Source organism: Nonomuraea sp. NPDC050643, from assembly GCF_040654715.1.
Lineage (GTDB): Bacteria > Actinomycetota > Actinomycetes > Streptosporangiales > Streptosporangiaceae > Nonomuraea.
The window spans coordinates 216064-238160 of the sequence record NZ_JBFAIM010000015.1 but is presented as its reverse complement, the minus strand read 5'-3'; the positions used below and the strand labels follow the sequence as shown (position 1 = coordinate 238160).

15 protein-coding genes and 1 pseudogene are annotated in these 22097 nt (G+C 67.7%); 8 read left to right on the top strand and 8 right to left on the bottom strand.

Features of this window, described 5'->3' with window-relative positions:
- Nucleotides 1-87 precede the first annotated feature (87 nt).
- On the bottom strand, nucleotides 88-579 hold the full coding sequence (locus tag AB0I15_RS22250; protein ID WP_358098423.1) for a hypothetical protein: 492 nt from the start codon (nucleotides 577-579) through the stop codon (nucleotides 88-90).
- Nucleotides 580-594: 15 nt separating this feature from the next.
- Nucleotides 595-3255, bottom strand: a complete 2661-nt coding sequence (locus AB0I15_RS22245) for a polymorphic toxin-type HINT domain-containing protein (protein ID WP_358098420.1) — start codon at nucleotides 3253-3255, stop codon at nucleotides 595-597.
- Here AB0I15_RS22245 and AB0I15_RS22240 point away from each other — a divergent pair.
- The 4 genes from AB0I15_RS22240 to AB0I15_RS22225 all read left to right on the top strand — a co-directional run bounded on the left by AB0I15_RS22240 (nucleotide 3235) and on the right by AB0I15_RS22225 (nucleotide 6434).
- Nucleotides 3235-4233 (top strand): LuxR C-terminal-related transcriptional regulator, encoded by a 999-nt coding sequence (locus AB0I15_RS22240; RefSeq protein ID WP_358098417.1) that lies wholly within the window; start codon nucleotides 3235-3237, stop codon nucleotides 4231-4233. The two genes, AB0I15_RS22245 and AB0I15_RS22240, sit on opposite strands and share 21 nt — an antisense overlap.
- Nucleotides 4234-4318: 85 nt before the next feature.
- A complete protein-coding gene (locus tag AB0I15_RS22235) occupies nucleotides 4319-5032 on the top strand; it encodes an ATP-binding cassette domain-containing protein (RefSeq protein ID WP_358098414.1) in 714 nt (237 codons plus the stop codon).
- 5 nt (nucleotides 5033-5037) lie between these two features.
- Nucleotides 5038-5661 carry an ABC transporter permease gene (locus AB0I15_RS22230; RefSeq protein ID WP_358098411.1) on the top strand — a complete coding sequence of 208 codons (624 nt, stop codon included), beginning with the start codon at nucleotides 5038-5040 and terminating at the stop codon, nucleotides 5659-5661.
- Nucleotides 5658-6434, top strand: coding sequence for a hypothetical protein (locus AB0I15_RS22225; protein ID WP_358098409.1), 777 nt, complete (start codon nucleotides 5658-5660; stop codon nucleotides 6432-6434). Before AB0I15_RS22230 ends, AB0I15_RS22225 begins: the two co-directional genes overlap by 4 nt.
- 263 nt (nucleotides 6435-6697) lie before the next feature.
- Here AB0I15_RS22225 and AB0I15_RS22220 read toward each other — a convergent pair whose 3' ends face one another.
- The 4 genes from AB0I15_RS22220 to AB0I15_RS22205 all read right to left on the bottom strand — a co-directional run bounded on the left by AB0I15_RS22220 (nucleotide 6698) and on the right by AB0I15_RS22205 (nucleotide 12487).
- A complete protein-coding gene (locus AB0I15_RS22220; protein ID WP_358098406.1) occupies nucleotides 6698-8269 on the bottom strand; it encodes a ricin-type beta-trefoil lectin domain protein in 1572 nt (523 codons plus the stop codon).
- Between the two features lie 13 nt (nucleotides 8270-8282).
- On the bottom strand, nucleotides 8283-9524 hold the full coding sequence (locus tag AB0I15_RS22215) for a cellulose binding domain-containing protein (RefSeq protein WP_358098403.1): 1242 nt from the start codon (nucleotides 9522-9524) through the stop codon (nucleotides 8283-8285).
- A gap of 94 nt (nucleotides 9525-9618) precedes the next feature.
- On the bottom strand, nucleotides 9619-11109 hold the full coding sequence (locus AB0I15_RS22210) for a glycoside hydrolase family 43 protein (RefSeq protein WP_358098400.1): 1491 nt from the start codon (nucleotides 11107-11109) through the stop codon (nucleotides 9619-9621).
- A gap of 46 nt (nucleotides 11110-11155) precedes the next feature.
- A complete protein-coding gene (locus AB0I15_RS22205; protein ID WP_358098397.1) occupies nucleotides 11156-12487 on the bottom strand; it encodes a PHB depolymerase family esterase in 1332 nt (443 codons plus the stop codon).
- Nucleotides 12488-12936: 449 nt separating this feature from the next.
- Between AB0I15_RS22205 and AB0I15_RS22200 the strand changes: the two genes are divergently transcribed.
- The gene (locus AB0I15_RS22200; protein WP_358098394.1) at nucleotides 12937-14382 is read left to right on the top strand and encodes an endo-1,4-beta-xylanase; all 1446 of its coding nucleotides are present in this window, start codon (nucleotides 12937-12939) and stop codon (nucleotides 14380-14382) included.
- A gap of 80 nt (nucleotides 14383-14462) precedes the next feature.
- Here the strand turns inward: AB0I15_RS22200 and AB0I15_RS22195 are convergent, their stop codons facing one another.
- Both AB0I15_RS22195 and AB0I15_RS22190 read right to left on the bottom strand, forming a co-directional pair.
- Nucleotides 14463-17285, bottom strand: a complete 2823-nt coding sequence (locus tag AB0I15_RS22195) for a glycoside hydrolase N-terminal domain-containing protein (RefSeq protein WP_358098391.1) — start codon at nucleotides 17283-17285, stop codon at nucleotides 14463-14465.
- A 58-nt stretch (nucleotides 17286-17343) separates the two neighbouring features.
- On the bottom strand, nucleotides 17344-17514 hold the full coding sequence (locus tag AB0I15_RS22190) for an RICIN domain-containing protein (RefSeq protein WP_358098389.1): 171 nt from the start codon (nucleotides 17512-17514) through the stop codon (nucleotides 17344-17346).
- Nucleotides 17515-18029: 515 nt separating this feature from the next.
- On the opposite strand from AB0I15_RS22190, the pseudogene AB0I15_RS22185 reads away from it, so the two are divergent.
- The 3 genes and pseudogenes from AB0I15_RS22185 to AB0I15_RS22175 all read left to right on the top strand — a co-directional run.
- Nucleotides 18030-19655 (top strand): annotated as a pseudogene (locus tag AB0I15_RS22185) (beta-L-arabinofuranosidase domain-containing protein); the annotation flags it as partial.
- 9 nt (nucleotides 19656-19664) lie between these two features.
- Nucleotides 19665-20753 carry an RICIN domain-containing protein gene (locus AB0I15_RS22180; RefSeq protein WP_358098442.1) on the top strand — a complete coding sequence of 363 codons (1089 nt, stop codon included), beginning with the start codon at nucleotides 19665-19667 and terminating at the stop codon, nucleotides 20751-20753.
- A 5-nt stretch (nucleotides 20754-20758) separates the two neighbouring features.
- The gene (locus AB0I15_RS22175) at nucleotides 20759-22045 is read left to right on the top strand and encodes a non-reducing end alpha-L-arabinofuranosidase family hydrolase (protein WP_358098386.1); all 1287 of its coding nucleotides are present in this window, start codon (nucleotides 20759-20761) and stop codon (nucleotides 22043-22045) included.
- Nucleotides 22046-22097 lie beyond the last annotated feature (52 nt).

Genomic DNA, 22097 nt, shown 5'->3' with positions numbered 1-22097 from the left:
ATCTGGCACAACGACCACACCGGCCAGCCGATCAAGAGGTCACTGATCCTTTACGACCACTGACCATCCCTGACCCCTTGGACTCAATCATCTAGTCTCAGAGGGCCTGGCGTAGTAAGCAAGTGGCGCAATGAACATCGCTTGGAAATAGCGGGCGAGGCCGTCGTCATCACAGTCGTCACCGCCCTCGCGACTCAGGGCGATCGACACTTCCGGCAGCAGCGGATTCCATTGGTCTTCGAAGTCGATTCGATGCCCCAACTCTGCCAACCGGGCCAGGACCTGGTCTGCAGGAGTGGCGAAGAACGGAATGCCGTAGAGGTGCAGCTCGATCAGGCTCGCGTCATCCGGCCGCCAGACCTCGAGGGTGAAGAGGCGACCATCGGCCTTGAACGCGGCGTAGACCGCGAACGAGTCGTCGGGACCCTGCGTCCGAAGCTGGAGCGCGCCTCCTGGTGCCGTTGCGTCGATGACGTCTCCGTATACGGCCAGTTGGGCCCTGACCTGTGACTCGTCCATGCCGAACCGCAGGCTGTCCAGCCCTGAGCCGACATGGACTTCGAGCGTGTGTTCAGTCATCGCCGCGTATACCCCTTACGGACACGTGGGGTGTCCGGCGTAGAGTGCACGATGGAGGGCGATCTCAGCGTCGTATTTGCCGGGGAAACGTCCCTGTATATCGCGATACTCCATTTCCATGGCCTCGGCATGGTTGCCGGCGGCGACGAGTTCTTTTTGCCACTGTAGCCAGGCCTGCGATTCGAATCCGTGGCCCGTGGAATACAAAGCCCGATGGTCGGCCCTGTCCATGCGGATCGACGGACCCTTGCCGTAGCTACTACCGGACGGTCTCGTGGAGTGCGGTGGGATATGGTGGCGCTCCTTGCCTGTGCCCGCCGGCGCCAACTCGGAGTGCGTGCCGACGTTTGGGTGGGGTGGGGCGACATTGTGGACCAGGACCGCCTGGTCGCCCGCCACCACATGATAGGTGTCCAGTCCGTCGACCGTGAGGTTGTGGACCTGTTGGACGGCGGTCCACGTCTTGACCGCCGTTACCTGGACATACGTGCCTGCGGACGTTCGCAGCCAGGTTCCGGGCTGCAGTTGGCCGGCGTCGATCCACTTGCGAAGGGCCGGCACCCAGAAGGGGTGGTTGGCGGTGGCGGTGATGTCGTCGGTGGTGGTGCCGGCGGCGCCGTCCACGTCCACGGTGACCTTGACGAGGTGCTTTTCCCCATCGCCCGTGATCAGCGTGGTGACCGGCCTGGCCGCGGTGACCCCGGTCTCCGGGTCCGTGGCCACGACGCGGTCCCCGACCTTGATCTCCTCGATGGGCTTGCCGGTGCCGTCGGCCATCAGCACCTGGGTGCCGGATACGAAGCTGTTGCCCGTTAGGCAACTCTCGGCGCCGGGCGGAATGTCCGGCGGAAGGTCCGGGATGACGTCGTCGAGGACCTCGTCGATGATGGCTTCGGTCGTGGTCTCGAAGACCTCCTCGACGATCTCCTTCTTGACGTATTCGACGCCGATGCCGCGGAACGAGGCGATGGAGGAGTCGTGCACCTCGATGGGCGCCGGGTCACCGCAGGGCCCGCTGCGGCACTGCTTCCTGGTCGGCTCCTTGGTCTTCTTCTTGGTCGTGCCGGGGTTCGCGTTCTGCTTCTTCTTCTTTTTGGGTTTGACCGGGGTGCTGGGCTGCTTCTTCTTTTTCTTCGCCTTCGCGGGATCGGTGCAGTTGCGGGTGCAGCTCCGCTCCTTCTTGCTGTCCCGTTCACGCACGGTCCGGCGATCGTCGTCATCGTCGTCGCGCTTTTTCTTCTTCTTTTTCTTATCCTGTTCCTCCTTCTTCTTCCGCTTCGCTTCTTCCTTCCGTTTGGCTTCCTCCCTCTTCCGCTTCGCCTCCTCTTTCTTCTTGGCCTCCGCCTTGGCGTCCCTGCTATTGCCCGTCTTGCCGGAGCCCCGCTTGCTCTTCTTGCCGCTGCCGCCGCCACCGCCCTCGCCCCACCGCTTGGAGTTCTTCTTCTCGGTGGCCGCGTACTGGTCCCTGGCGGGTGCGACGGCCTTGTCGTAGAACTCCTTCTCGCTCAGCCCACGGTTCTCGTAGGCCTGGGCCGCGTTGCAGACCTGGCCTCCCCAGCCGCCGCTGCAGTAGCTCTGGGCCCATCCCTTCCGGTAGCCAGGCTGTGGTGGCGGCGGGAAGTTGACCCGGATGTTGTCGTGGCCGCTGGGGTCCTGGTTGACCAGGGGGTCGCCGCCGCCGTACAGGTAGCGGTTGAGGCGGTCAGAGGGGTCGGGCGACAGGGTGAGGGTGTCGCGGGAGGCGAAGCCGCCGGTGCCGGGGACGTACCAGCGGGCGTGCATGTTGACCTTGCCGCTGTCCGGGTCGGTGTATTCGCCCTGGTAGCCCAGCGTGCGCTGGGTGCCGGTCCGGGCGATGGGCTCGCCGAACGGGCTGTAGGCCGTCGAGTCCACCACGGCGGTGCCGGAGTAGGTGCCGACCACGTCGCCGTGCAGGTCGGACATGACGCCGAGGGCCGGCCCGGTGCCTTCTTGCAGGCTGAGCAGGTTGCCGTCGGGGTCGCGGCCGTACTTGGCGATGACCACGCCGCTCTGGCCGGTGACGGTGGTGATGTCGTTCTCCAGGCCGGAGTAGGCGAAGCGGGTCTCCTCGGTGCCCTTCTTTCGGGTGCTCAGGCGGTCGAGGGCGTCGTAGCCATAGGTGGCCTCACCATCGCTGATGAGGCGGTCGAAGGCGTCGAAGACGAGGTTCTTGGTCGTGGTGCCGGTGGTCTCGGTGGCGAGGGTGCCGCGCGGCGTGTAGGTGTAGGTGGTGCCGGCGCCGGAGGCCAGGCGGTTGCGTTCGTCGTAGGTGAAGGTCTGGTCGCCGGCCTTGGTGCGGTTGCCGGAGGCGTCCCAGGTATAGCTGGTGACGTTGCCGTTGGGGGCGGTCCAGGAGGTCAGCCGGCCGGCGTGGTCGTAGCCGTAGGTGTTGTTGCCGGCCCCGGCGGTGCCCGCGGTGACCTTGGAGGTGAAGTGGTCGTCCTTGTCCCAGCCGTAGGTGATCTTGGCGAGCTGGGCGCCTGAGCTGTTCTTGAGGGTGTGCGTCTCAAGGCGGTTGAGCGGGTCGTAGGTGAAGTCCTGGGTGCCCGCCGGGTTGGCCGACTTCAAGGAGCTGAGCCGGTTGTCCTGGTCGTAGCCGTAGGTGAAGGCACGGCCGCTGACCGGGTCCGTGACGTGCACGATGTGGTGGGACACGCCCTTGGGGTGATCAGTGCCGAGGCCGGGGTGACACGAGGACTTGCGGACGCGAGCGAGCGGGAGCTTCGTGACACGCTTGCCGACATCGAGAACTACGCGAGGTCGGCGTTGGAGGACATCCAGTCGCTCGTCCGCTCGCTCCGGGCGGGCCCGGGCATCGCGGCGCCTGAGCAGGTCGATGAGGTTGTCGCGGCAGTTGCCTTCCGGAGCGTTCAAGAAGCGCTGAGCAACGTGGTACGGCACGCGCCGGGCGCCGCCTGCACCGTGGAACTCCACGCGGACGGTGATGTGCTGGTCGTGCGTGTCCGTGACGACGGCCCTGGCAAGGAGGACGGCGTGTCTGGGTTCGGGTTGCGGGGGATGCGGGAACGAGCGTATCTGGCCGGTGGCACCGTGGCCTGGCGGAACCTGCCGGATCGAGGCTTCGAGGTCGAGGCACTGCGCCTGATCCTCGCGCTCGAACCCGACGTGGCTTTGCTCGATGTGCAGATGCCGGGCGGTAACGGGCTGGAAGTGGCCCGTCGGGTCCTTACCGAGGCGAAGGGCACCCGGATCATCATGCTGACCACATTCGATCTCGACGAATATGTTCACGAGGCCTTGACCTTGGGCGCGTCGGGGTTCCTGCTGAAGAACGCGCCGCCGCCAGAGGTGCTCCACGCGGTTCGTCCCGTGCATGCGGGTCATGCCATGCTCGCACCGGAGGTCACCGCGAGGCTGATGTACCAGTTCGCGCCGAGGCGGTCGCAGCGTCGGCACGCGTTCGCGGACGAGCTGCTCTCTGAGAGAGAGGTGCAGGTGATCCGCTTGGTCGCGCGTGGGTGTTCGAACCAGGAGATCGCCGACGAGCTGTTCCTGAGCCTGGAGACGGTGCGCACCTATCTCAAGCGCATGTTCGCCAAGCTCGACGTGCACGACCGCACCCACCTGGCCGTGCTCGCCTATGAGGCAGGGCTGTTGCACGAGTCTCGCTGAGGAGTCCCCTTTCGGGGGACGCGGCCCGGCACCTCGTCATCGCAGGCTGGACGAAATCAGCCAGCACGACGGATCAAGGTGTCCAGTGATCGAAGTTACCGGGCTCAGCAAGCACTACCGGGGCAAGAAGGCAGTGGATGGGGTCACGTTCGCGGCCCGGCCCGGCCGGGTCACGGGGTTCCTCGGCCCGAACGGCGCCGGCAAGTCCAGCACGCTGCGTATTCTGCTCGACCTGGACGCGGCCACCACCGGACAAGCGCTGATCAGAGGAAGGCGCTACCGAGACCTGACAGACCCGCTGCGAACGGTCGGCGCATTGCTGGACGGCGCGGGCCCGGTGCCCGAGCGTCGCGCGATCGACCACCTGTCGTGGATCGCCCAATCGAACCGGATCCCCCGCAAGCGGGTGTGGGAGGTACTTGATCTCGTCGGCCTGACGGATGCGGCGACGCAGCGGGTGAAGAAGTACTCGCTCCGCATGAAGCAGCGAGTCGGGCTCGCCGGGGCGCTGCTCGGTGAGCCGGAGATCCTCATTCTCGACGAACCCGTGAACGGGCTGGACCCGGACGGTGTCCGCTGGGTTCGTACCTTCCTCCGAGACTACGCGGCCTGTGGCCGCACCGTGCTGTTGTCGAGTCATCTCATGACGGAAATGGCCGATACTGCCCATGACGTGGTGATCATCGATCACGGCCGTATCATTGCCCAGGGCTCGCTGGCCGAGGTCACGGTCGGCCATGTCTCGCTGGAGACGGCGTTTTTCGCCCTCACCGGCGACCGGGCCGGATCGCGGTGGTGAACGCGATGCCGGCGGCGACCCGAGCGGAACTGACCAAGATCCTCACCCTGCCCAGCGTGTGGATCGTCACCGGCGTCATCCTCGCCCTTCATCTGCTGGTCCAGCTCCAACCCGCCAAGCTTCTCGCCGACGCCGTGGCGAACATCACCCCCGAGGGCATCATCGAGGTCTTCATCGGGGAACCTCAACCGGCGGCGGAGGCGATCCTCGGCCTTCTGGCCGGAGGGGAGCTGCAGATGGGCCTGTTCCTGCCTGTGCTCGCCGCCGTGATCGCGGGGCAGGAGTTCCGCTCGCGGCAGCTTGGCCTGACCGTGCTCGCCATGCCGCGCACCGTTCGCATGGTGGCCGCGAAGCTCCTTGCCACGGCGCTGTACGTGCTTGCCGTCGCGACCCTCATCGCGGGCATCAGCACCGCGTTCATGTACGTCGCCGTCAAAGCCTGGAATCCGGGCCTGCTCCTGACCGGTGCGGCCTTCCACGGTCACGGCCGGTTCATCACCTTCGCGGTCTTGTTCTGCCTTACCGCATCCGCCATCACCACCGTCGCGCGCAACACCCTGACCGGCATCATCGTCACCATAACCGCCGTCGCCGCGGCGATCACGCTCAGCGGGAGGGACGCGCGATGAGCACCGCGACGTCCACTCCCCCGCCGGTGGAGACCATCCGGTTCAGCGACACGCCGGCCGCCGAACGGATCAAGATCACCACTCTTCCCGCCACCTGGATCGCTCTCATCGTCGCGTTCGGCGCCAACACCCTGCTCGGCGTCATCACGGCCACGGACATCGTCCGTGTCGCCGGTCGAGACGGTCCCATCCCGATCGGCGGGCTCGGCACCCTCATGCTCGTACCGGTCTACGTGTTCATCGCGATCACGGTCTTCGCGGCCGGCAGCGAGTACCGCGGCGGGCAAGTGCGCGTCAGCCTCGCCGCCGTCCCCGACCGCAAGCGGCTGTTCGCCGCCAAACTCACCGTCAGCACGGCGTTCAGCCTGATCGCGTCGATACCGGCCGTCCTGCCTGGCCACGTCCTGCAGCACGCTGCGGCGATTCGCGCCGGAGAGCTGCGAGCCGGCGATGTCGTGGCCGGCTTCATAGCCGTCCTGACCGTTTATCTCCTGCTCGGCATCATCGGCCACGGTTTCGCCGTTGTCGCGAAGACGGTCGTCACTCCTCTCGCCGTGCTTTTCATCATGCCCGTTCTCGTCTCACCGCCGTTTCAGAGCGCCCTGCCGCACATGGTGAAGTTCCTCCCGCACGAGGCAGCCCTGAGCCTTCTCCGGATGCCCGTCGACCCCGCCACCGCGCTCCGCCCAGTCGCTGGCCTCCTTGTGCTGGCCGCCTGGGCGGCTCTGTCGGCTTCTGCCGCCTGGAAAGCCTTTGTGCACGAAGACGGCTAGTTGTCGGCGACCCGCCTTCCAGGTACGAATTATGAAGGAGAGCACCTCTCGGCCTTGATCGTCGAATCCCAGCGCCCGTGGAGCCCCATCGAAGCCGACGGCTTCCAGGTGCCGGAGTAGTGCGTGCACGGAGGGCGTCCATCGACCGGGCACCAGGACTACGAGGCCACGTGTAGCCCTGAGCGCCCGTAGCATCCCGCCACGCCGCACGATGATCAACCGCCGACGGCCCCCGGTGTCGATCCGGCCATCGCATCGGGGCCTCAGGTGCGGGTCCACCGCTGGTTGGCACCGCCGTTGCAGGACCAGATCACCAGTTTGGTGCCGTTGGCGGTGGCGTTGTTCGGCACGTCCAGGCACAGGCCCGACTGCGCGCCGGTGATGGTGCCGTCGGTGTTGAGGCGCCACTGCTGGTTGGCCTGCCGGTTGCAGTCCCAGATGATGACCTGCGTGCCGTTGGCGGTGCCCTGGTTGTAAGCGTCCAGACACTTGTCGCCGTAGACCCGTAGCTCACCGCTCGTGGTGGACGTCCACTGCTGGCTGGGCCGGCCGTCGCAGTCCCAGATCTGCGCCTGCGCGCCGTTGGTCTGCGAGGCGCCGGTGACGTCCAGGCACCGGCCCGCGCCGATCCCCCTGATCGCGACCGCGGGGACGATGCCCCCACCGGTGACGGTGTACATGGCCGCCCCGTGCCCGGGCAGCGACGCGCTGATGGTCCCGGAGGAGGAGGACGTCGTGTGCGCCCACAGGTCGCGCACGGCGTAGGAGGACGCCGAGCCCAGGCCCAGGGCCGAGGCGGTGGTGGAGACCGTCGAGGTGGAGGTGCCCCGGTTGAGCAGGACGACCGCGACCGAGCCGTTGGACATGGGCTTGCGCCAGACCTCCAGATTCCCGTTGTCGCTGATCTTGTGGCCCTGCCTGCCGCCCCAGTCCTGGTTGACCGCGATGACCTCGGTGTTCGTCAGGATGGAGCGGGTCTCGGCGCTCATCGACCGGATGTCGTTGCCCGCGATGAGCGGGGCGTTCAGCAGCGACCACAGGCTGAAGTGCGCCCGTCCCTCGGTCGCCGTCAGCGAGCCGACACCGACCTCCAGCATGTCGGGGTCGTTCCAGCCCCCGGGCCCCGAGTACGCCTCGAGCCCGACCTGCTGGTCCAGGATGCCCATGATGGAGTTCCAGTTGGCGGCGATGTCGCCCGTCGTGCGCCAGGAGTTGCCCACCGGCATCCCCCAGGTCCACACGTTCTCCTGGCCCCAGTTGCAGAGGCTGTAGACGATCGGGCGGCCGGTGGCTGCCAGCGCGTCGCGCATGACGGTGTAGCGCTGCAACCCGGTCCTGCCCAGGTGGTCGCCGCAGTTGTCGTACTTCAGGTAGTCGATCCCCCAGGACGCCCACAGGGCGGCGTCACGCTGCTCGTAGCCGAGGCTGGCCGGGTAACCCGCGCACGTGGTCGTGCCCGCCGAGGAGTAGATGCCGAGCTTGAGCCCCTTGGCGTGCACGTAGTCCGCCAGGGCCTTCATGCCGCTGGGGAACTTCTGCGGGTCAGGCACCAGGTTGCCGTTGGCGTCGCGGCTCCTGGTGGACCAGCAGTCGTCGATGTTGACGTATTCATAGCCGGCCGCCGCCATGCCGCTGGAGACCATGATGTCCGCGGTCTGCCGGATGAGGCCCTCGTTCACGTTGCAGAAGAAGGTGTTCCAGTCGTTCCAGCCCATCTGCGGCGTACGGGCGAGCCCGTTGTCCAGCGCGACGGCCGGCGACGACGTACCACCGAGCGCGACCAGGGAACCGGCGGCCAGCACAGCCGCCAGAATCAAACGGATGATCTTACGCATCTGGTTCTCCTCCTCAGGCGACGTCGCAGGAAAGGGTGGGCGTAGCCGGGGCGCCGTTGGCGGTGAAGCCGAAAGTAGTGGTGCTGTTGGCCGCGATGGAGCCGTTGTAGGTCTCGTTGCGTACGGTCACGCCGGCTCCGGAGCCGGTGCGGACGCCGTTCCACAGGCTGCCGATCGTCTGCCCGCCCGGCCAGGTCCAGCCGACCGTCCAGCCGTTGACGGTGCCGCCGCCGGCGCGGACGGTCACGGTGGACTGGAAGCCGCCGGACCAGGAGGTGACGGTCTCCATTGTGGCCGTACATCCCCCCGGCGCGGGGGTCGGCGATGAGGAGCCCCCGAACTGGGAGAAGAACGCCCACACCGCTGCCTTGGTCCACGTCGTGACGCCACTGTCGGTGTAGGTGCCGTCCACCGGGGCGGGCGTGTGACCGTTGTCGAACGCGGCCCAGACGACCGGATGGCCGGCCCGGCACCCGGAGTAGGTGGTGACGATGTGGCCGCGGCTGCCCGAGCTCGGCTCGGGCGGACTCTGCGCGGTACAGCCGTTGTTGCGGACGAACCTGTCACGCAGCGCCCGTCCCTGCGCGATGCTGAGCACCGTGTCCCCGAGACCGTGCAGTCCCATGTACGCGATCGGCTGGGTTCCGCCGGTGCACCCGCTGAGCTGCGCACCGGAGAAGACCGCGACCGCCCGGAAGACCGTCGGCCGCGAGCACGCGAGAGAGAAGCTCATCCCGCCGCCGTAGCTGAAACCGGTGGCGAAGCGCTGCGAGGCGTCGACGCAGAGATCCGCCTCGATGAGCCGGATCAGGTCGTCGACGAAGGTGACGTCCTCACCGTTGCTGTTCGCCCAGCCGTTGTTGAAGCCCTGGGGTGCGACGAAGACCGCGCCGTTGTTCGACAGTTGCCTGAGGCCGTAGAAGGACCAGGGATACCCGCTGGTTCCGCCGGAGTCGACGTCGGTGGCGGTGCCGCCCAGCCAGTGGAAGCCGAAGATCAACCGGTAGGGGGTGCCGTTGTGGTAGTTGTCGGGCAGCCGGAGGATGAAGGAGCGGTTCTTGCCGCTGCTCTGCATCGACTGCGAACCGCTCCTCAGCGTCGGGGTCTTGCCGCATCCGGCGGTCGTCGCGACGGCGCCGGCGGGCGCCGCGGCCGTACCGGCGTCGCTGCTCATCGCCGCACGGCCCGTGACCAGGACGAGAAGCGCCGCGGCAACGACCGCGACCGTGGTGAAGAGGGAACCGCGTCCTGACATCACGTAACTCCGATCTTGGTGCGGATTCCGATGTGTCTGGTTGGAGGAACCGTGCGCCGCCCCCGTGGCCGGCGGGAGCGTCGGCCGGCGTGGACTAAGGGTCGGTGACGGACGACGGGGTTCCGCCGGACGTGCCCCAGGCCGTGGTGCCGCTCTCCATGTCTCCGTTGGTCAGCAGGCTCCCGCCGGCGCCGGTGCCGCCGGTGAACTGCCACCAGTTCACGTTGAACAGGTAGCCGCTGCCGCCGGTGTACTTGACGTACAGGTCATGAGTGCCCGTCGCACCGCTCACCGGGCAGGTGACCGTCGTCCACGTCTGCCAGCCGCCGGTGCCGGGCACGGTGCACGTCCCCGCCGGCGTTCCGTTGACCCCGTCCAGGCGGAGCTCGATCCGGCCACCGCTGGTCGCCGAGGCCACCCGCGCGCTGAAGGACGTCGCGCCGGAGCCGAAGGCGACGCCCTTGACCTTGATGTGGTCGCCGTTCTCGATCCACCCGACGTTCATGCCGCCCTCGGCGGCGGGTTCGGTCTCCACGCCGGACCCCCAGGCGATCGTCTCGGCCTCCTGGCGGACGTAGGGGTTCAACGTGCCGACCTGGGGCGCTCCGGTCGCGGTCATGTTGATCGTGGGAATGGTTCCGTCGGCGTTGTAGGTGAACTTCTCGACGGCCACCGAGCGGGTGAAGCCGCCGCCGCCCGGCAGGGCGCCGTTGTGGTAGAAGAAGTACGATCCGCCGTTGAAGTCGATGACGCCCGGGTGGTTGGTGAAGCTGCTGCCCTGCGTGGGCATGACCGTCCCTCGGTAGGTCCAGGGGCCGGTGGGGCCCGGAGCCGTCGAATAGCCGATGAACTCCGAGCAGCATTTCGCGGCGAAGACGTTGTAGTAGAGGCCGTTGCGCTTGTAGACCCAGGGCCCCTCTTCGTACAGGGTGGGACGGTTCGGGTTGCCGGTGCGGGTGCCGAAGCCCGGGGTGGTGAGCGGGATCTGGCTGGGGCTGCCGGAGTACGAGATCATGTCGGCGTTGAGCCTGACGTACCAGAGATTGGGATTACCCCAATACAGGTAGGCCTGCCCGTTGTCGTCGATGAAGACCGTCGGGTCGATCTCGCCGTTCCTGACGAGGGGGCGGCCGATGGCATCCCTGAAGGGCCCGGTGGGGCTGTCGGAGACCCCGACGCCGATGGCCATCTGACCGCTCGCCCGGTCCTTCACCGGGACGTACCAGTAGAACCTGCCATTCCGGTAGACGGCCTGGCCCGCCCACGCGTCCGCGCTCGCCCAGCCGAAGGTGGCCACGCTCATCGGCGAGCCGTGATCGGTCCAGTTCACCAGGTCCGCCGACGACCAGACCCGCCACTCCTTCATGGTGAAGTACGTCGAGCCGTCCTCGTCGTGTCCCGTGTAGAGGTAGACCCGGCCGTTGTGCACCAGTGGAGCAGGGTCCGCGGTGTAGATCGTCTGGACGATCGGGTTGTCCGCCCTGGCCGTACCCGGGATCACCATCACGGCGCAGAGCAGCGCCACGATCACCGGCACACCGCACTTCGCCATGACGCCGGGCCGGAGGGGGGAGGCGACGTTCATGAGCACCTTCCGAAGTCGGGTGGGCATGGGTGCGAGCCGCGGTGTGTCAGGTGCGGGTCCAGCGCTGGTTGGCGCCGCCGTGGCAGGAGTGGAGCTGGAGCCGGGTGCCGTTGGCGGTGCCCTGGCCCACGGCGTCCAGGCACAGGCCGGACTGCACGCCGGTGATGGAGCCGTCGGCGTTCAGCCGCCATTTCTGGTTGGCGCCGCCGTGGCAGGAGTAGATCTGGATGCCGGCGCCGTTTCCGGTGCCGGCCGCGTCGAGGCACTTGTCGCCATAGACCCTGAGCTCGCCGGCCGAGGTGTCGGCCCACTGCTGGTTGCCGCGCCCGTTGCAGTCCCACAACTGCACCTGTGTGCCGTCGGTGGTGGCGGCGCCGGGCACGTCCAGGCAACGCCCGGAGCCGACTCCCCTGATCTGCCCGGCGGGCGGTGGAGTCGGCGTCGTGGTGGACGAGCCGCCGTCCAGGCCGAAGAAGCGGATGGCGTACGCGGCCATACCTGGTCGCGGCAGGTCGTGGCCGGCTCCGGTGATGGTGTACGCCTCGACCTGGCCCGAGCCGAAGACTCGCCGGGTCCATCCGGATTGCGGGCTGTCAGTGGAGGCGGGGGTCTGGCTCAGCCCGTGCACGTTGGTCCACTGGTCGACCTCCTCCTGCAGCATCGTGTAGGGCAGGACGGAGTCGGCGGTGCCGTGCCAGGCCATCACGCGCGGGCGGGGCCCGGTGTAGCCGGGGTAGGCGTTCCTGACCAGGTCACCCCACTGCTGCGGCGTCTTGTCGCCGCACCCGGCGGGGCCGAGACAGGCGTAGGGAACACCTGCGAACGGCGCGCCGGCCTTGAACACGTCAGGGTAGGTGGCGAGCAGGTTGAGGGTCTCCATGGCGCCGGAGGAGAAGCCGGTGGCGAACACGCGCTGCGGGTCGCCGTTGTAGCGTTGCAGCGCGTAGTTCGCCATGGAGACGATGGACACCGGGTCGCTGCCGCCACCGTGGCGCAGGGCTTCGTTCGACCACACGTCGAAGCAGTTCGACAGGCCGTTGGCGCTCTTGTTCGCCTGCGGGTAGACGACGATGAAACCGTGCCGGTCGGCCAGCGAGGCGAATTCGGTCCCCTGGTGGAAGCCCGGCGCCCAGCCGTTGCAGCCGTGCATCGCCACCAGGACGCCGGGCCGGGAGGCCACCCTGTCGGGAACGTAGAGGTGCATCCGCAGGCCGCCGGGGTTGGCGCCGAAACTCGTCACTTCGGTCAGGACCGCCGCCGATGCTCCCGGCGTGGCCGTGAGGAACATGGCCAGGGCGGTGGCCGCCGCCGTGACCAAAGCCGTCAGGGCGGCGCCGATGCTCGCGTACCTTCTCGGACGCGGTTCGCCTCGCTTCATTGTTCCGCCTCTCCCTTGTTAGCGTTAACAGGCCGATGGAGTGGTGGCTGGACGGAGCCAATCCGAGGCAGAAAGGTACTGTCAAGAGAGCCTTAGCTTGCGATGGCCCGGCGGAGACACCGGCCGGGCACGCTCACCTCGGATTATCCCGTCTGAATGCGATCGACCAGCGAGAGCATCGCCGTGAAACTTTCACGCCAGGTTCATTCCGTCAGGTCTTGCCGAAACATTTCAAGGCCGGAATGGGCACATCTGGCCCAGTTAAACAGGCATTCGACAGAACCAATGGATCCGAAAGTTTCACTACATTCTTGACAACTTTCGGCGAGATCCACACACTGAGTGCCCGAGGCGAGCTCCCCTACCGGCTCCCGACGCCTGTGGTGCGCGCTCCACCGGGGTGTGTCCCGCACGGCCCTTCCCCATGATTCGCATATGGAGGCTCAAGCATGCGTGTCAACGCCATGTCCCCGCCTGCCGCACGCCGCCGGGCGCTGATCACCGGCGCGCTCGGCGCACTCGGCCTGATCACGGCACTGGCGACGGCGATTCCGGCCGACGCCGCGGCGAGCACGCTCGGCGCGGCCGCCGCGCAGAGCGGCCGCTACTTCGGCGCCGCCATCTCCTCGGGCAAGCTCGGTGACTCCGCCTACACGACGATCGCCAATCGCGAGTTCGACATGGTGACGGCCGAGAACGAGATGAAGATCGACGCCACCGAGCCCAACCGGGGGCAGTTCAACTTCAGCGCCGGGGACCGGGTCTACAACTGGGCCGTGCAGAACGGCAAGCGGGTGCGCGGGCACACCCTGGCCTGGCACTCCCAGCAACCGGGCTGGATGCAGCAACTGTCGGGCAGCACGCTGCGCCAGGCGATGATCAACCACATCAACGGCGTCATGGGCCACTACAAGGGCAAGATCTACGCCTGGGACGTGGTCAACGAGGCCTACGCCGACGGCAACTCCGGCGGCCGGCGCGACTCCAACCTCCAGCGCACCGGCAACGACTGGATCGAGGTGGCCTTCCGCACCGCGCGCGCCGCCGACCCGGCCGCCAAGCTCTGCTACAACGACTACAACATCGACAACTGGTCCTGGGCCAAGACGCAGGGCGTCTACAACATGGTCCGCGACTTCAAGTCCCGCGGTGTGCCGATCGACTGCGTGGGCCTGCAGTCCCACTTCAACGGCAACAGCCCCTACAACGCCAACTACCGCACGACCATCCAGAGCTTCGCCGCGCTGGGGGTCGACGTGCAGATCACCGAGCTGGACATCCAGGGCGGCTCGGCCACCACGTACGCCAACGTCGTCAACGACTGCCTGGCGGTGCCGCGCTGTAACGGCGTCACGGTCTGGGGAGTTCGCGACAGCGACTCGTGGCTCGGCTCCGGCGCCGCCGCGCTGCTCTTCGACGGCAACGGCAACAAGAAGGCCGCCTACACGGCGGTGCTCAACGCGCTCAACGGCGGCGGCACCACCCCGCCGCCCGGCGGGGGCGACGCGGGCCAGATCAGGAGCACGGCCTCCAGCCGCTGCGTGGACGTGCCGAGCGCCGGCACCAGCGACGGCACCGGGGTCCAGCTATGGGACTGCAACGGCCAGACCAACCAGCAGTGGGCACAGACCTCGGCCGGAGAGTTGAAGGTGTACGGCAACAAGTGCCTGGACGCCGGGGGCACGGGCAACGGCGCCAAGATCCAGATCTACTCCTGCTGGGGTGGCGACAACCAGAAGTGGCGCGTCAACTCCGACGGCACGATCGTGGGCGTACAGTCCGGGCTGTGCCTCGACGCCGTCGGCGGTGGCACCGGCAACGGCACGGGGCTGCAGCTCTACTCCTGCCATGGCGGCGGCAACCAGAAGTGGACCTACAACCCCGCGTCCGCGTAGCCTCACGGCGCCGGCACGAGAAGAGCGGCGCGGCCGGTGACCAGGCTCGGGAACAGGGGCCAGGTCGCCGGCCGCGGCGGTCACACGCTCGTGATCGTCCATTGGTTGTTGGTGCTGCCGTTCGGCGTCCACAAGGCGACGGTGGAGCCGGCGGTGCTGTTGCCCGTGCCGTCCAGGGCGGTGCCGGTGCCCCGGTTGATGATCTGGTGGCGGCCATTTCCTGTGCTGTTGAGCCGCCACTGCTGGTTGACACCGCCGTTCCAGGCCGACTGCCGGCCGTTGGCGCCGTTGGCGGTGTTGCCCCAGCTGTCGATGACCATGGCGTTGGCGCGGTTGACGACGCGGTACCAGCCGCCGCCCAGGTCCACGAGCTGCCACTGCAGGTTGGTGCTGCCGTCCCAGTTCCACTGCTTGAGGTTCGCCCCCGAGGCGACGTTCCCGCCGCTGTCCAGCGCCAGGCCGGTGGTCGCGTTGGTGATCCGCACATAACTCACCGGCGCGGGGCCGGACCCGGTCGTGCGGTACGTACGACCGGCCTGGCCGGTCAGCCGGATGACGTCGTTCTCGGGATTGGTGACGGCGACGGTATCGCCGGTCGTGGTGTCGACCACCTGATAGGTTCCGGCGAAGATACGGTTGCGCACGTTGACCGTCCCGTCGCGGTCGAACCTGAGAAGGATCTCGGTGGCCCCGCCGGAGCTCCACGTCACGTCCACGGTGTGGCCGCCGCGTCCCCGAAGACCCTGTACCTTGCCGTTCGGCCAGGCGGGCGGCAGGGCCGGCAGCACGTGCAGTTCCCCGTTGTGGCTCTGCAGCAGCATCTCGGCGACGCCGGACGTCGCGCCGAAGTTGCCGTCGATCTGGAAGGGCGGGTGCAGGTCGAACATGTTCGGCGCCAGGCGGGCCGTCGTCACCAGGAGGCGGAGCAGCGCGTGCGCACGACCGCCCTCCTCCATCCGCGCCCAATAATTGATCTTCCAGGCGAGTGACCAGCCGGTCCCGTCGTCACCGCGTAGTTCGAGGGTGCGCCGCGCGGCGGTGTACAGCGCCGGGGTGCCGCGTTTGGTGATCTGGTTGCTGGGGTGCAGGCCGTAGAGGTGGGAGATGTGCCGGTGGGCGGGCTCGGTCTCGACCCAGTCGGACAACCACTCCTGGATGTTGCCGCGCGAGCCGATCTTCATCGGCGGGAGCCGGTCCCGGGCGGCCAGGATCCGCGCCCGGAAGTCGGCGTCGGCTCCGAGCGCCTGGGAAGCCTGGGCGCAGCCGTTGAACAGGTCACGCAGGATCTGGTTGTCCATAGTGGGACCGGCGCAGACGCTGACGCCCGCGTGGTGGGCGAGTTCTGGGGAGTTCGACGGGTTGGTGACCAGATAACCGAGGGTGGGTTCCGGTACGAGAGTCTCGAGGAAGAACTGTGCGGCGCCTTTCATCGCGGGGTAGTGCCGCCGGAGGAACTCCAGATCGCCGGTGAAGCCGTAGTGGTCCCAGATGAGGGTGGCCAGCCAGGCGCCGCCCGTCTGCCACATGCCCCAGAGCGCGCCGTCGACCACCGACGTCGCGCGCCACGCGTCGGTGTTGTGGTGGGTCACCCAACCGCCGGCGTTGTACTGTACGCGGGCCGTTCGGGCACCGCTGACCGTGAGCTCGTCGATCATGGCGAAGACCGGCTCGTAGCACTCGGACAGGTTCGTCGTGTCGGCCGGCCAGTAGTTCATCGGCAGATTCGCGTTGATGGTGTATTTCGAGTCCCACGCCGGCGCGAGCGAATCGTTCCAGATGCCCTGCAGGTTCGCCGGCTGGGTGCCTGGCCGGGAGGAACTGATCAGCAGGTAGCGGCCGTACTGGAACAGCAGCGCCGAGAACTGCGGGTCGTCGGTGTTCGCGTGCTGGGCGATCCGCACGTCGGTCGGCTGGTCGGCTGCCGCGGTCCGGCCGAGGTCGAGCGTCGTACGCCCGAACAGCCGCTGGTAGTCGGCGACGTGCCGGCCGCGCAGGTCGTCGTAGGTCCTGCCGGTGGCGGCGTCGAGATGGCGCCGCGCGATGCCCTGGTGATCGCCGCCGACGTCGCGGTAGTTGCGGTAACCAGAACCGATGGAGACCAGCACCGTCACGCTGTTGGCGGACCTGACCTGCAGTGTGCCGCCGGAGCTGCTGACGCTGCCGCCTTCGGCGACGGCCCGCGCCAGAGCCAGGAACCGGACCGAGCCGGTCACTCCTTCCATGTCGCCCGAGATGCCATCGAGCGCGACCGTGGTTCCGTCCGGGCTGGAGCGCGTCGCTCGTTGCGGGCTGTCGAACGTCGCGGAGAACGTGATCGAGCCCGGTCTGTCGGCGGTCAAGCGGATGGCGATCACCTGGTCGGGCGCGCTCGCGAGCACCTCGCGCCGGTAGCGGACGCCGTTCTGCAGATAGGACACGGCCGTGGTGGCCGTGGTGAGGTCCAGATGACGGTTGAACTCCGCGACCCCGGCGGCGCTGCCGAAGCCGACCCGCAGGTCACCGACGGTCTGGTAGGCGAGCTGTCCCACCGGGTTTCCCCGCATGTTCTGGTCGATCATCGTCTGCGCCTGGCTCCACTGGTTCTGGAAGACCAGTTGCCGGATCTGTCCCAGCGCAGCCGCCCCACGGGGATTGCTCTGGTCGTACGGTCCACCGGCCCAGACGGTGTCCTCGTTGAGCTGCAGCCGCTCGGTGTCGACGTTGCCGAACACCATGGCTCCCAGACGGCCGTTGCCGATCGGAAGCGCACGTAGCCAGTCCGTGCCGGCGCTCTCGTCGTACCACAGGGCCAGATCGTTCGCGGCGCTCACCTCCGGAGGGGGTGCCGAGGCGGCCCGGGCGGGAGCTGTCCACCCCGGCGGCAGCACCACGGCTCCGGCTCCGGCCGCGCCGAATCTCAACACTTGCCTTCGCGATAGGTCAGACATCTCGCCCTCTCGTTCCCTACGGGGTCGCGGTCGGTCAGCCGGCCCGTACGAGTTGCCGCTGCTGGTTGTTGCCACCCCAGTCGCACTGGACGATGTCGGCGGAGTCGGTGGTGGAGAAGGTGTGGACGTCGAGCACCTTGCCGGAGTGGCGGGACTTGAGGCGGATCTTCTGCTGGAAGGTAAAGCCCTGACTGCGGCCAGTCAACCGTGCCCGGGACGGAAACTTAACGAAGATCGAGAACGATGCCCGCCACGTCCGCGAGCAGCCACGGGCCGCCCGGTGACCATGCCGAGCGTTCCCTTCCGGCCCAGTGGCCCTCTTGACTCGAACTGCACAGCAGGCCGTCGCGCGCAGGGCTGACGACTTCTGCGACAGCACGTTAACTTCTCATCCCTCGCAATTTATCTGTTTCCATCTGGCAACTTCTATGAAACTTTCACCAGAACGATCGGTGCGGCGCGATCTCGTTGGAGACGAATCTCCAGGCAGGGAGGCGTTCCGACGGTAACGCCCGAGTCGGCGCGGGCCGCCCTCATTGACGCCGGGCGGGACCGTCGGATGTACTCCGCCACAACGCCCTGCAGCATCGAATGTTAGCGCTAACATGCTCGTCGGCGGCGTCCCCTCACCGGCCACAGTGGCCGGTGAGAGAACGCCTGACCCGGTGAACACGTGACCGGCCACGGCCGGTCACCGCCCCCATCTCCAAGGAGTTCTGCATGTCCTTGAGCCGTCGTCAGCTCTTTCAGGCAGCAGGCGCGACCGCCGCCCTCTCGGTCGCCGGCCAGGTGGCCGGCGCGTCCCCCGCGCCGGCCGCACTCCCCTGGGCCAGATCCGACATCGGCGTCTCGGCCTACGAATTCGACCTCGGCCAGGTCCGGCTGGCCTCCGGCCGTCTCCTGGACAACCAGAACCGCGCTCTCACCTACTTACGCTTCGTCGATGTCGACCGGCTCCTGTACGTCTTCCGGGCCAACCACCGGTTGTCCACCGGCGGCGCGGCGGCCAACGGCGGCTGGGACGCGCCCGGTTTCCCGTTCCGTTCCCACATGCAGGGCCATTTCCTGACGGCGTGGGCGCAGGCCTACGCCGTACTCGGCGACACCACCTGCCGGGACAAGGCCGACCACATGGTCGCCGAACTGGCCCGATGCCAGGCCAACAACGGCGCCGCCGGATTCACCAGCGGCTACCTGTCCGGCTTCCCCGAGGCCGACATCACCGCCGTGGAGAACCGCACCCTGACCAACGGCAACGTCCCCTACTACTGCATCCACAAGACCCTGGCCGGGCTGCTGGACGTCTGGCGGCTGATCGGCAACACCCAGGCCAGGACCGTGCTGCTGGCCCTGGCAGGATGGGTGGACGCCCGCACGTCCCGGCTCGGCTCAGGCCAGCTGCAGGCCATGCTCGGCACCGAGTTCGGCGGCATGAACGCCGTGCTGACGGACCTGTACCAGATGACCGGCGACTCCCGGTGGCTGACCACGGCCCGGCGGTTCGACCATGAGGCCGTGTTCGGTCCGCTGGCCGCGGGCCAGGACCGGCTCAACGGGTTGCACGCCAACACTCAGGTGCCCAAGTGGATCGGGGCGGCCCGGGAGTACAAGGCGACGGGCACGACCCGCTACCGCGATATCGCCACCAACGCCTGGTCCATCACCATCGGCGCGCACACGTACGTGAACGGCTCCAACAGCCAGGCCGAGCACTTCCGCGCCCCCCACGCGATCGCCGCCCACCTGACCAGGGACACCGGCGAGGCTTGCAATACCTACAACATGCTCAAGCTGACCCGGGAGCTGTGGCTGCTGTCGCCGTCCCGGGCCGACTACTTCGACTACTACGAGAACGCCCTGCTCAACCATTTGATCGGGCAGCAGAACCCGGCCGACGCGCGCGGGCACGTCACCTACTTCACCCCGCTCAACCCCGGTGGCCGCCGGGGCGTCGGCCCGGCCTGGGGCGGCGGCACCTGGAGCACCGACTACAACTCCTTCTGGTGCTGCCAGGGCACCGGCATCGAGACCAACACCAAGCTGATGGACTCGATCTACTTCCACAACGGCACCACGCTGTTCGTGAACCTGTTCGCGCCCTCCACGCTCGACTGGAGCCAGCGCGGCATCACGGTCACCCAGACCACCTCCTATCCGGTCGGCGACACCACGTCGCTGCAGGTCACCGGCAACGTGAGCGGATCGTGGACGATGCGCGTCCGTATCCCGGGCTAGACCCAGGGGGCGACGATCAGCGTCAACGGGGTCCAGCAGAGCATCGCCACCACCCCGGGCACCTACGCCGACCTCACCCGTTCGTGGGCGCCGGGCGACACCGTGAGCGTGCGGCTGCCCATGCGGGTGGTCATGAAGGCCGCCAACGACAACCCCAATGTGCAAGCCGTCACCTTCGGCCCGGTCGTGTTGTCGGGCGACTACGGCAACACCGCCCTGTCATCGGCCCCCGCCCTGACCCCGTCATCGATCACGCGGACCAGCACCTCCGCCCTGTCCTTCACCGCCACGACCAACGGGGCCTCGGTGCGGCTGGGGCCGTTCTACGACGCCCACGACCACAACTACGTCGTCTACTGGAACACCGGCCAGGGCGGGACCGGCGCGGCAAGCTTCCGCCTGGTCAACGCGGCCAGCGGGCTGGCCCTGGGCATCCAGAACATGTCCACCGCCGACGGCGGCCTGGCCCTCCAGTGGACCGACAACGGCACCGCCGACCACGACTGGGTTCCCGTCGTCGACGGCAGCGCCCTGCGTTTCCGCAACGTGCACAGCGGCAAGGTGCTCGGCGTCGAGAACATGTCGGCCGCCGACAACGCCCGGGTGCTCCAGTGGGGTGACACCGGCACCGCCGACCACCGCTGGATGGTCACCGACGCCGGCGACGGCTCCGTCAAGATCCGCAACGTGCACAGCTCCAAGCTGCTCGGCGTGCAGAACGGCTCGACGGTCAACGGCGCCCAGGTGGTGCAGGATTCCGACAACGGCAGCGCGGACAACCAGTGGCGGTTCGTGCCGAACGGCGCACGCCGCATCCAGAACGTGGGCACCGGCATGGTGCTCGGCGTCACCGACATGTCCACGGCCGACGGCGCGCTCGTCGTCCAGTGGGGCGACACCGGCACTGCGGACCACCTGTGGACGGCGATCGTCGACACCGGCGGCTACCTGCGGCTACGCAACTCGGGCAGCCAGAAGGTGCTGGGCGTGGAGAACATGGCCACCGCCGCCGGGTCGCGCGTCGTGCAGTGGGGCGACACCGGCTCCGCCGACCACCGCTGGCGGCTGCGTTACGGGTCGGGCGCCGCCTTCCGCATCCAGTGCGCCAACGGCGGCCGGATCCTCGGGCTGGGCGGCACCTCGCAGGGCGCGCAGGTCGTGCTCGCCGACGACAACGGCGCGAACAACACCCTCTGGAGGTTCCTGTGAGAGGCGTGCTCGCGGTTCTCTCATCCCTGCTTCTCGTGGGCGTGCTCCTCACGCCCCAGGCGGCAGCGGCGACGGTCGACACCAACGCCTGGTACGTCCTGGTCAACCGCAACAGCGGCAAAGCCCTCGACGTCTACAACTTCTCCACCGCCAACGGCGGCACCATCGTCCAATGGACCGACGGCAACGGCACCAACCAGCAATGGCGCCTGGCCGACAGCCCAGACGGCCACATCAGACTCATCTCCCGCCACAGCAACAAAACCCTCGAAGTCCAAGGCGCCTCCACCGCCGACAACGCCAACATCGTCCAATACGACGACTGGGGCGGCACCAACCAGCAATGGCAACTCATCCGCGTAGACGGCGGCGGCAACCCCGGCCCATGCGATCTCCCCTCCACCTACCGCTGGACCTCCACCGGCCCCCTCGCCACCCCCAAAACAGGCTGGGTCTCCCTCAAGGACTTCACCGTCGCCCCCTACAACGGCGGCAACCTCGTCTACGCCACCACCCACGACACAGGAACCAGATGGGGCTCGATGAACTTCGGCCTCTTCACCAACTGGCCCGACATGGCCTCCGCCACCCAGAACACCATGTCCGCCTCCACCGTCGCACCCACACTCCTGTACTTCGCCCCGAAGAACACCTGGGTACTGGCCTACCAATGGGGTGGCACCGCCTTCTCCTACCGGACCTCCAGCGACCCCGCCAACCCGAACAGCTGGTCAGCACAGCAAGTGCTCTTCTCCGGAAGCATCACCGGCTCCGGAACCGGCCCCATCGACCAGACCCTCATCGGCGACGGCACCACCATGTACCTGTTCTTCGCCGGAGACAACGGCAAGATCTACCGCGCCACCATGCCCATCGGAAACTTCCCCGCCGGCTTCGGCACCACCTCCACCGTCATCATGAGCGACACCACCAACAACCTGTTCGAAGCCGTCCAGGTCTACAAACTCCAAGGCCACAACAAATACCTCATGCTCGTCGAAGCGATCGGCGCCCAAGGCCGCTACTTCCGCTCCTTCACCGCCACCAGCCTCAACGGCTCCTGGACCCCCCAAGCCGCCACCGAGAACAACCCCTTCGCCGGCAAGACCAACAGCGGCGCCACCTGGACCAACGACATCAGCCACGGCGAACTGATCCGTACCAGCGCCGACCAGACCATGACCATCGACCCCTGCAACCTGCGCCTGCTCTACCAAGGACGCAACCCCAACTCCGGCGGCGACTACGGCCTGCTGCCCTACCGCCCGGGCCTGCTGACCCTGCAACGCTGATGGCCTGACAGGCGGCCCGGCAACCCGGGGCCGCCTTCGTCGATGCGGGCGG

Coding starts and splice junctions, on each gene's coding strand:
- AB0I15_RS22205 (WP_358098397.1), bottom strand. CDS start 12,487: ATGAAGCGAGGCGAACCGCGTCCGAGAAGGTACGCGAGCATCGGCGCC.
- AB0I15_RS22230 (WP_358098411.1), top strand. CDS start 5,038: ATGCCGGCGGCGACCCGAGCGGAACTGACCAAGATCCTCACCCTGCCC.
- AB0I15_RS22180 (WP_358098442.1), top strand. CDS start 19,665: ATGCGGGTGGTCATGAAGGCCGCCAACGACAACCCCAATGTGCAAGCC.
- AB0I15_RS22225 (WP_358098409.1), top strand. CDS start 5,658: ATGAGCACCGCGACGTCCACTCCCCCGCCGGTGGAGACCATCCGGTTC.
- AB0I15_RS22220 (WP_358098406.1), bottom strand. CDS start 8,269: ATGCGTAAGATCATCCGTTTGATTCTGGCGGCTGTGCTGGCCGCCGGT.
- AB0I15_RS22200 (WP_358098394.1), top strand. CDS start 12,937: ATGCGTGTCAACGCCATGTCCCCGCCTGCCGCACGCCGCCGGGCGCTG.
- AB0I15_RS22210 (WP_358098400.1), bottom strand. CDS start 11,109: ATGAACGTCGCCTCCCCCCTCCGGCCCGGCGTCATGGCGAAGTGCGGT.
- AB0I15_RS22215 (WP_358098403.1), bottom strand. CDS start 9,524: ATGTCAGGACGCGGTTCCCTCTTCACCACGGTCGCGGTCGTTGCCGCG.
- AB0I15_RS22250 (WP_358098423.1), bottom strand. CDS start 579: ATGACTGAACACACGCTCGAAGTCCATGTCGGCTCAGGGCTGGACAGC.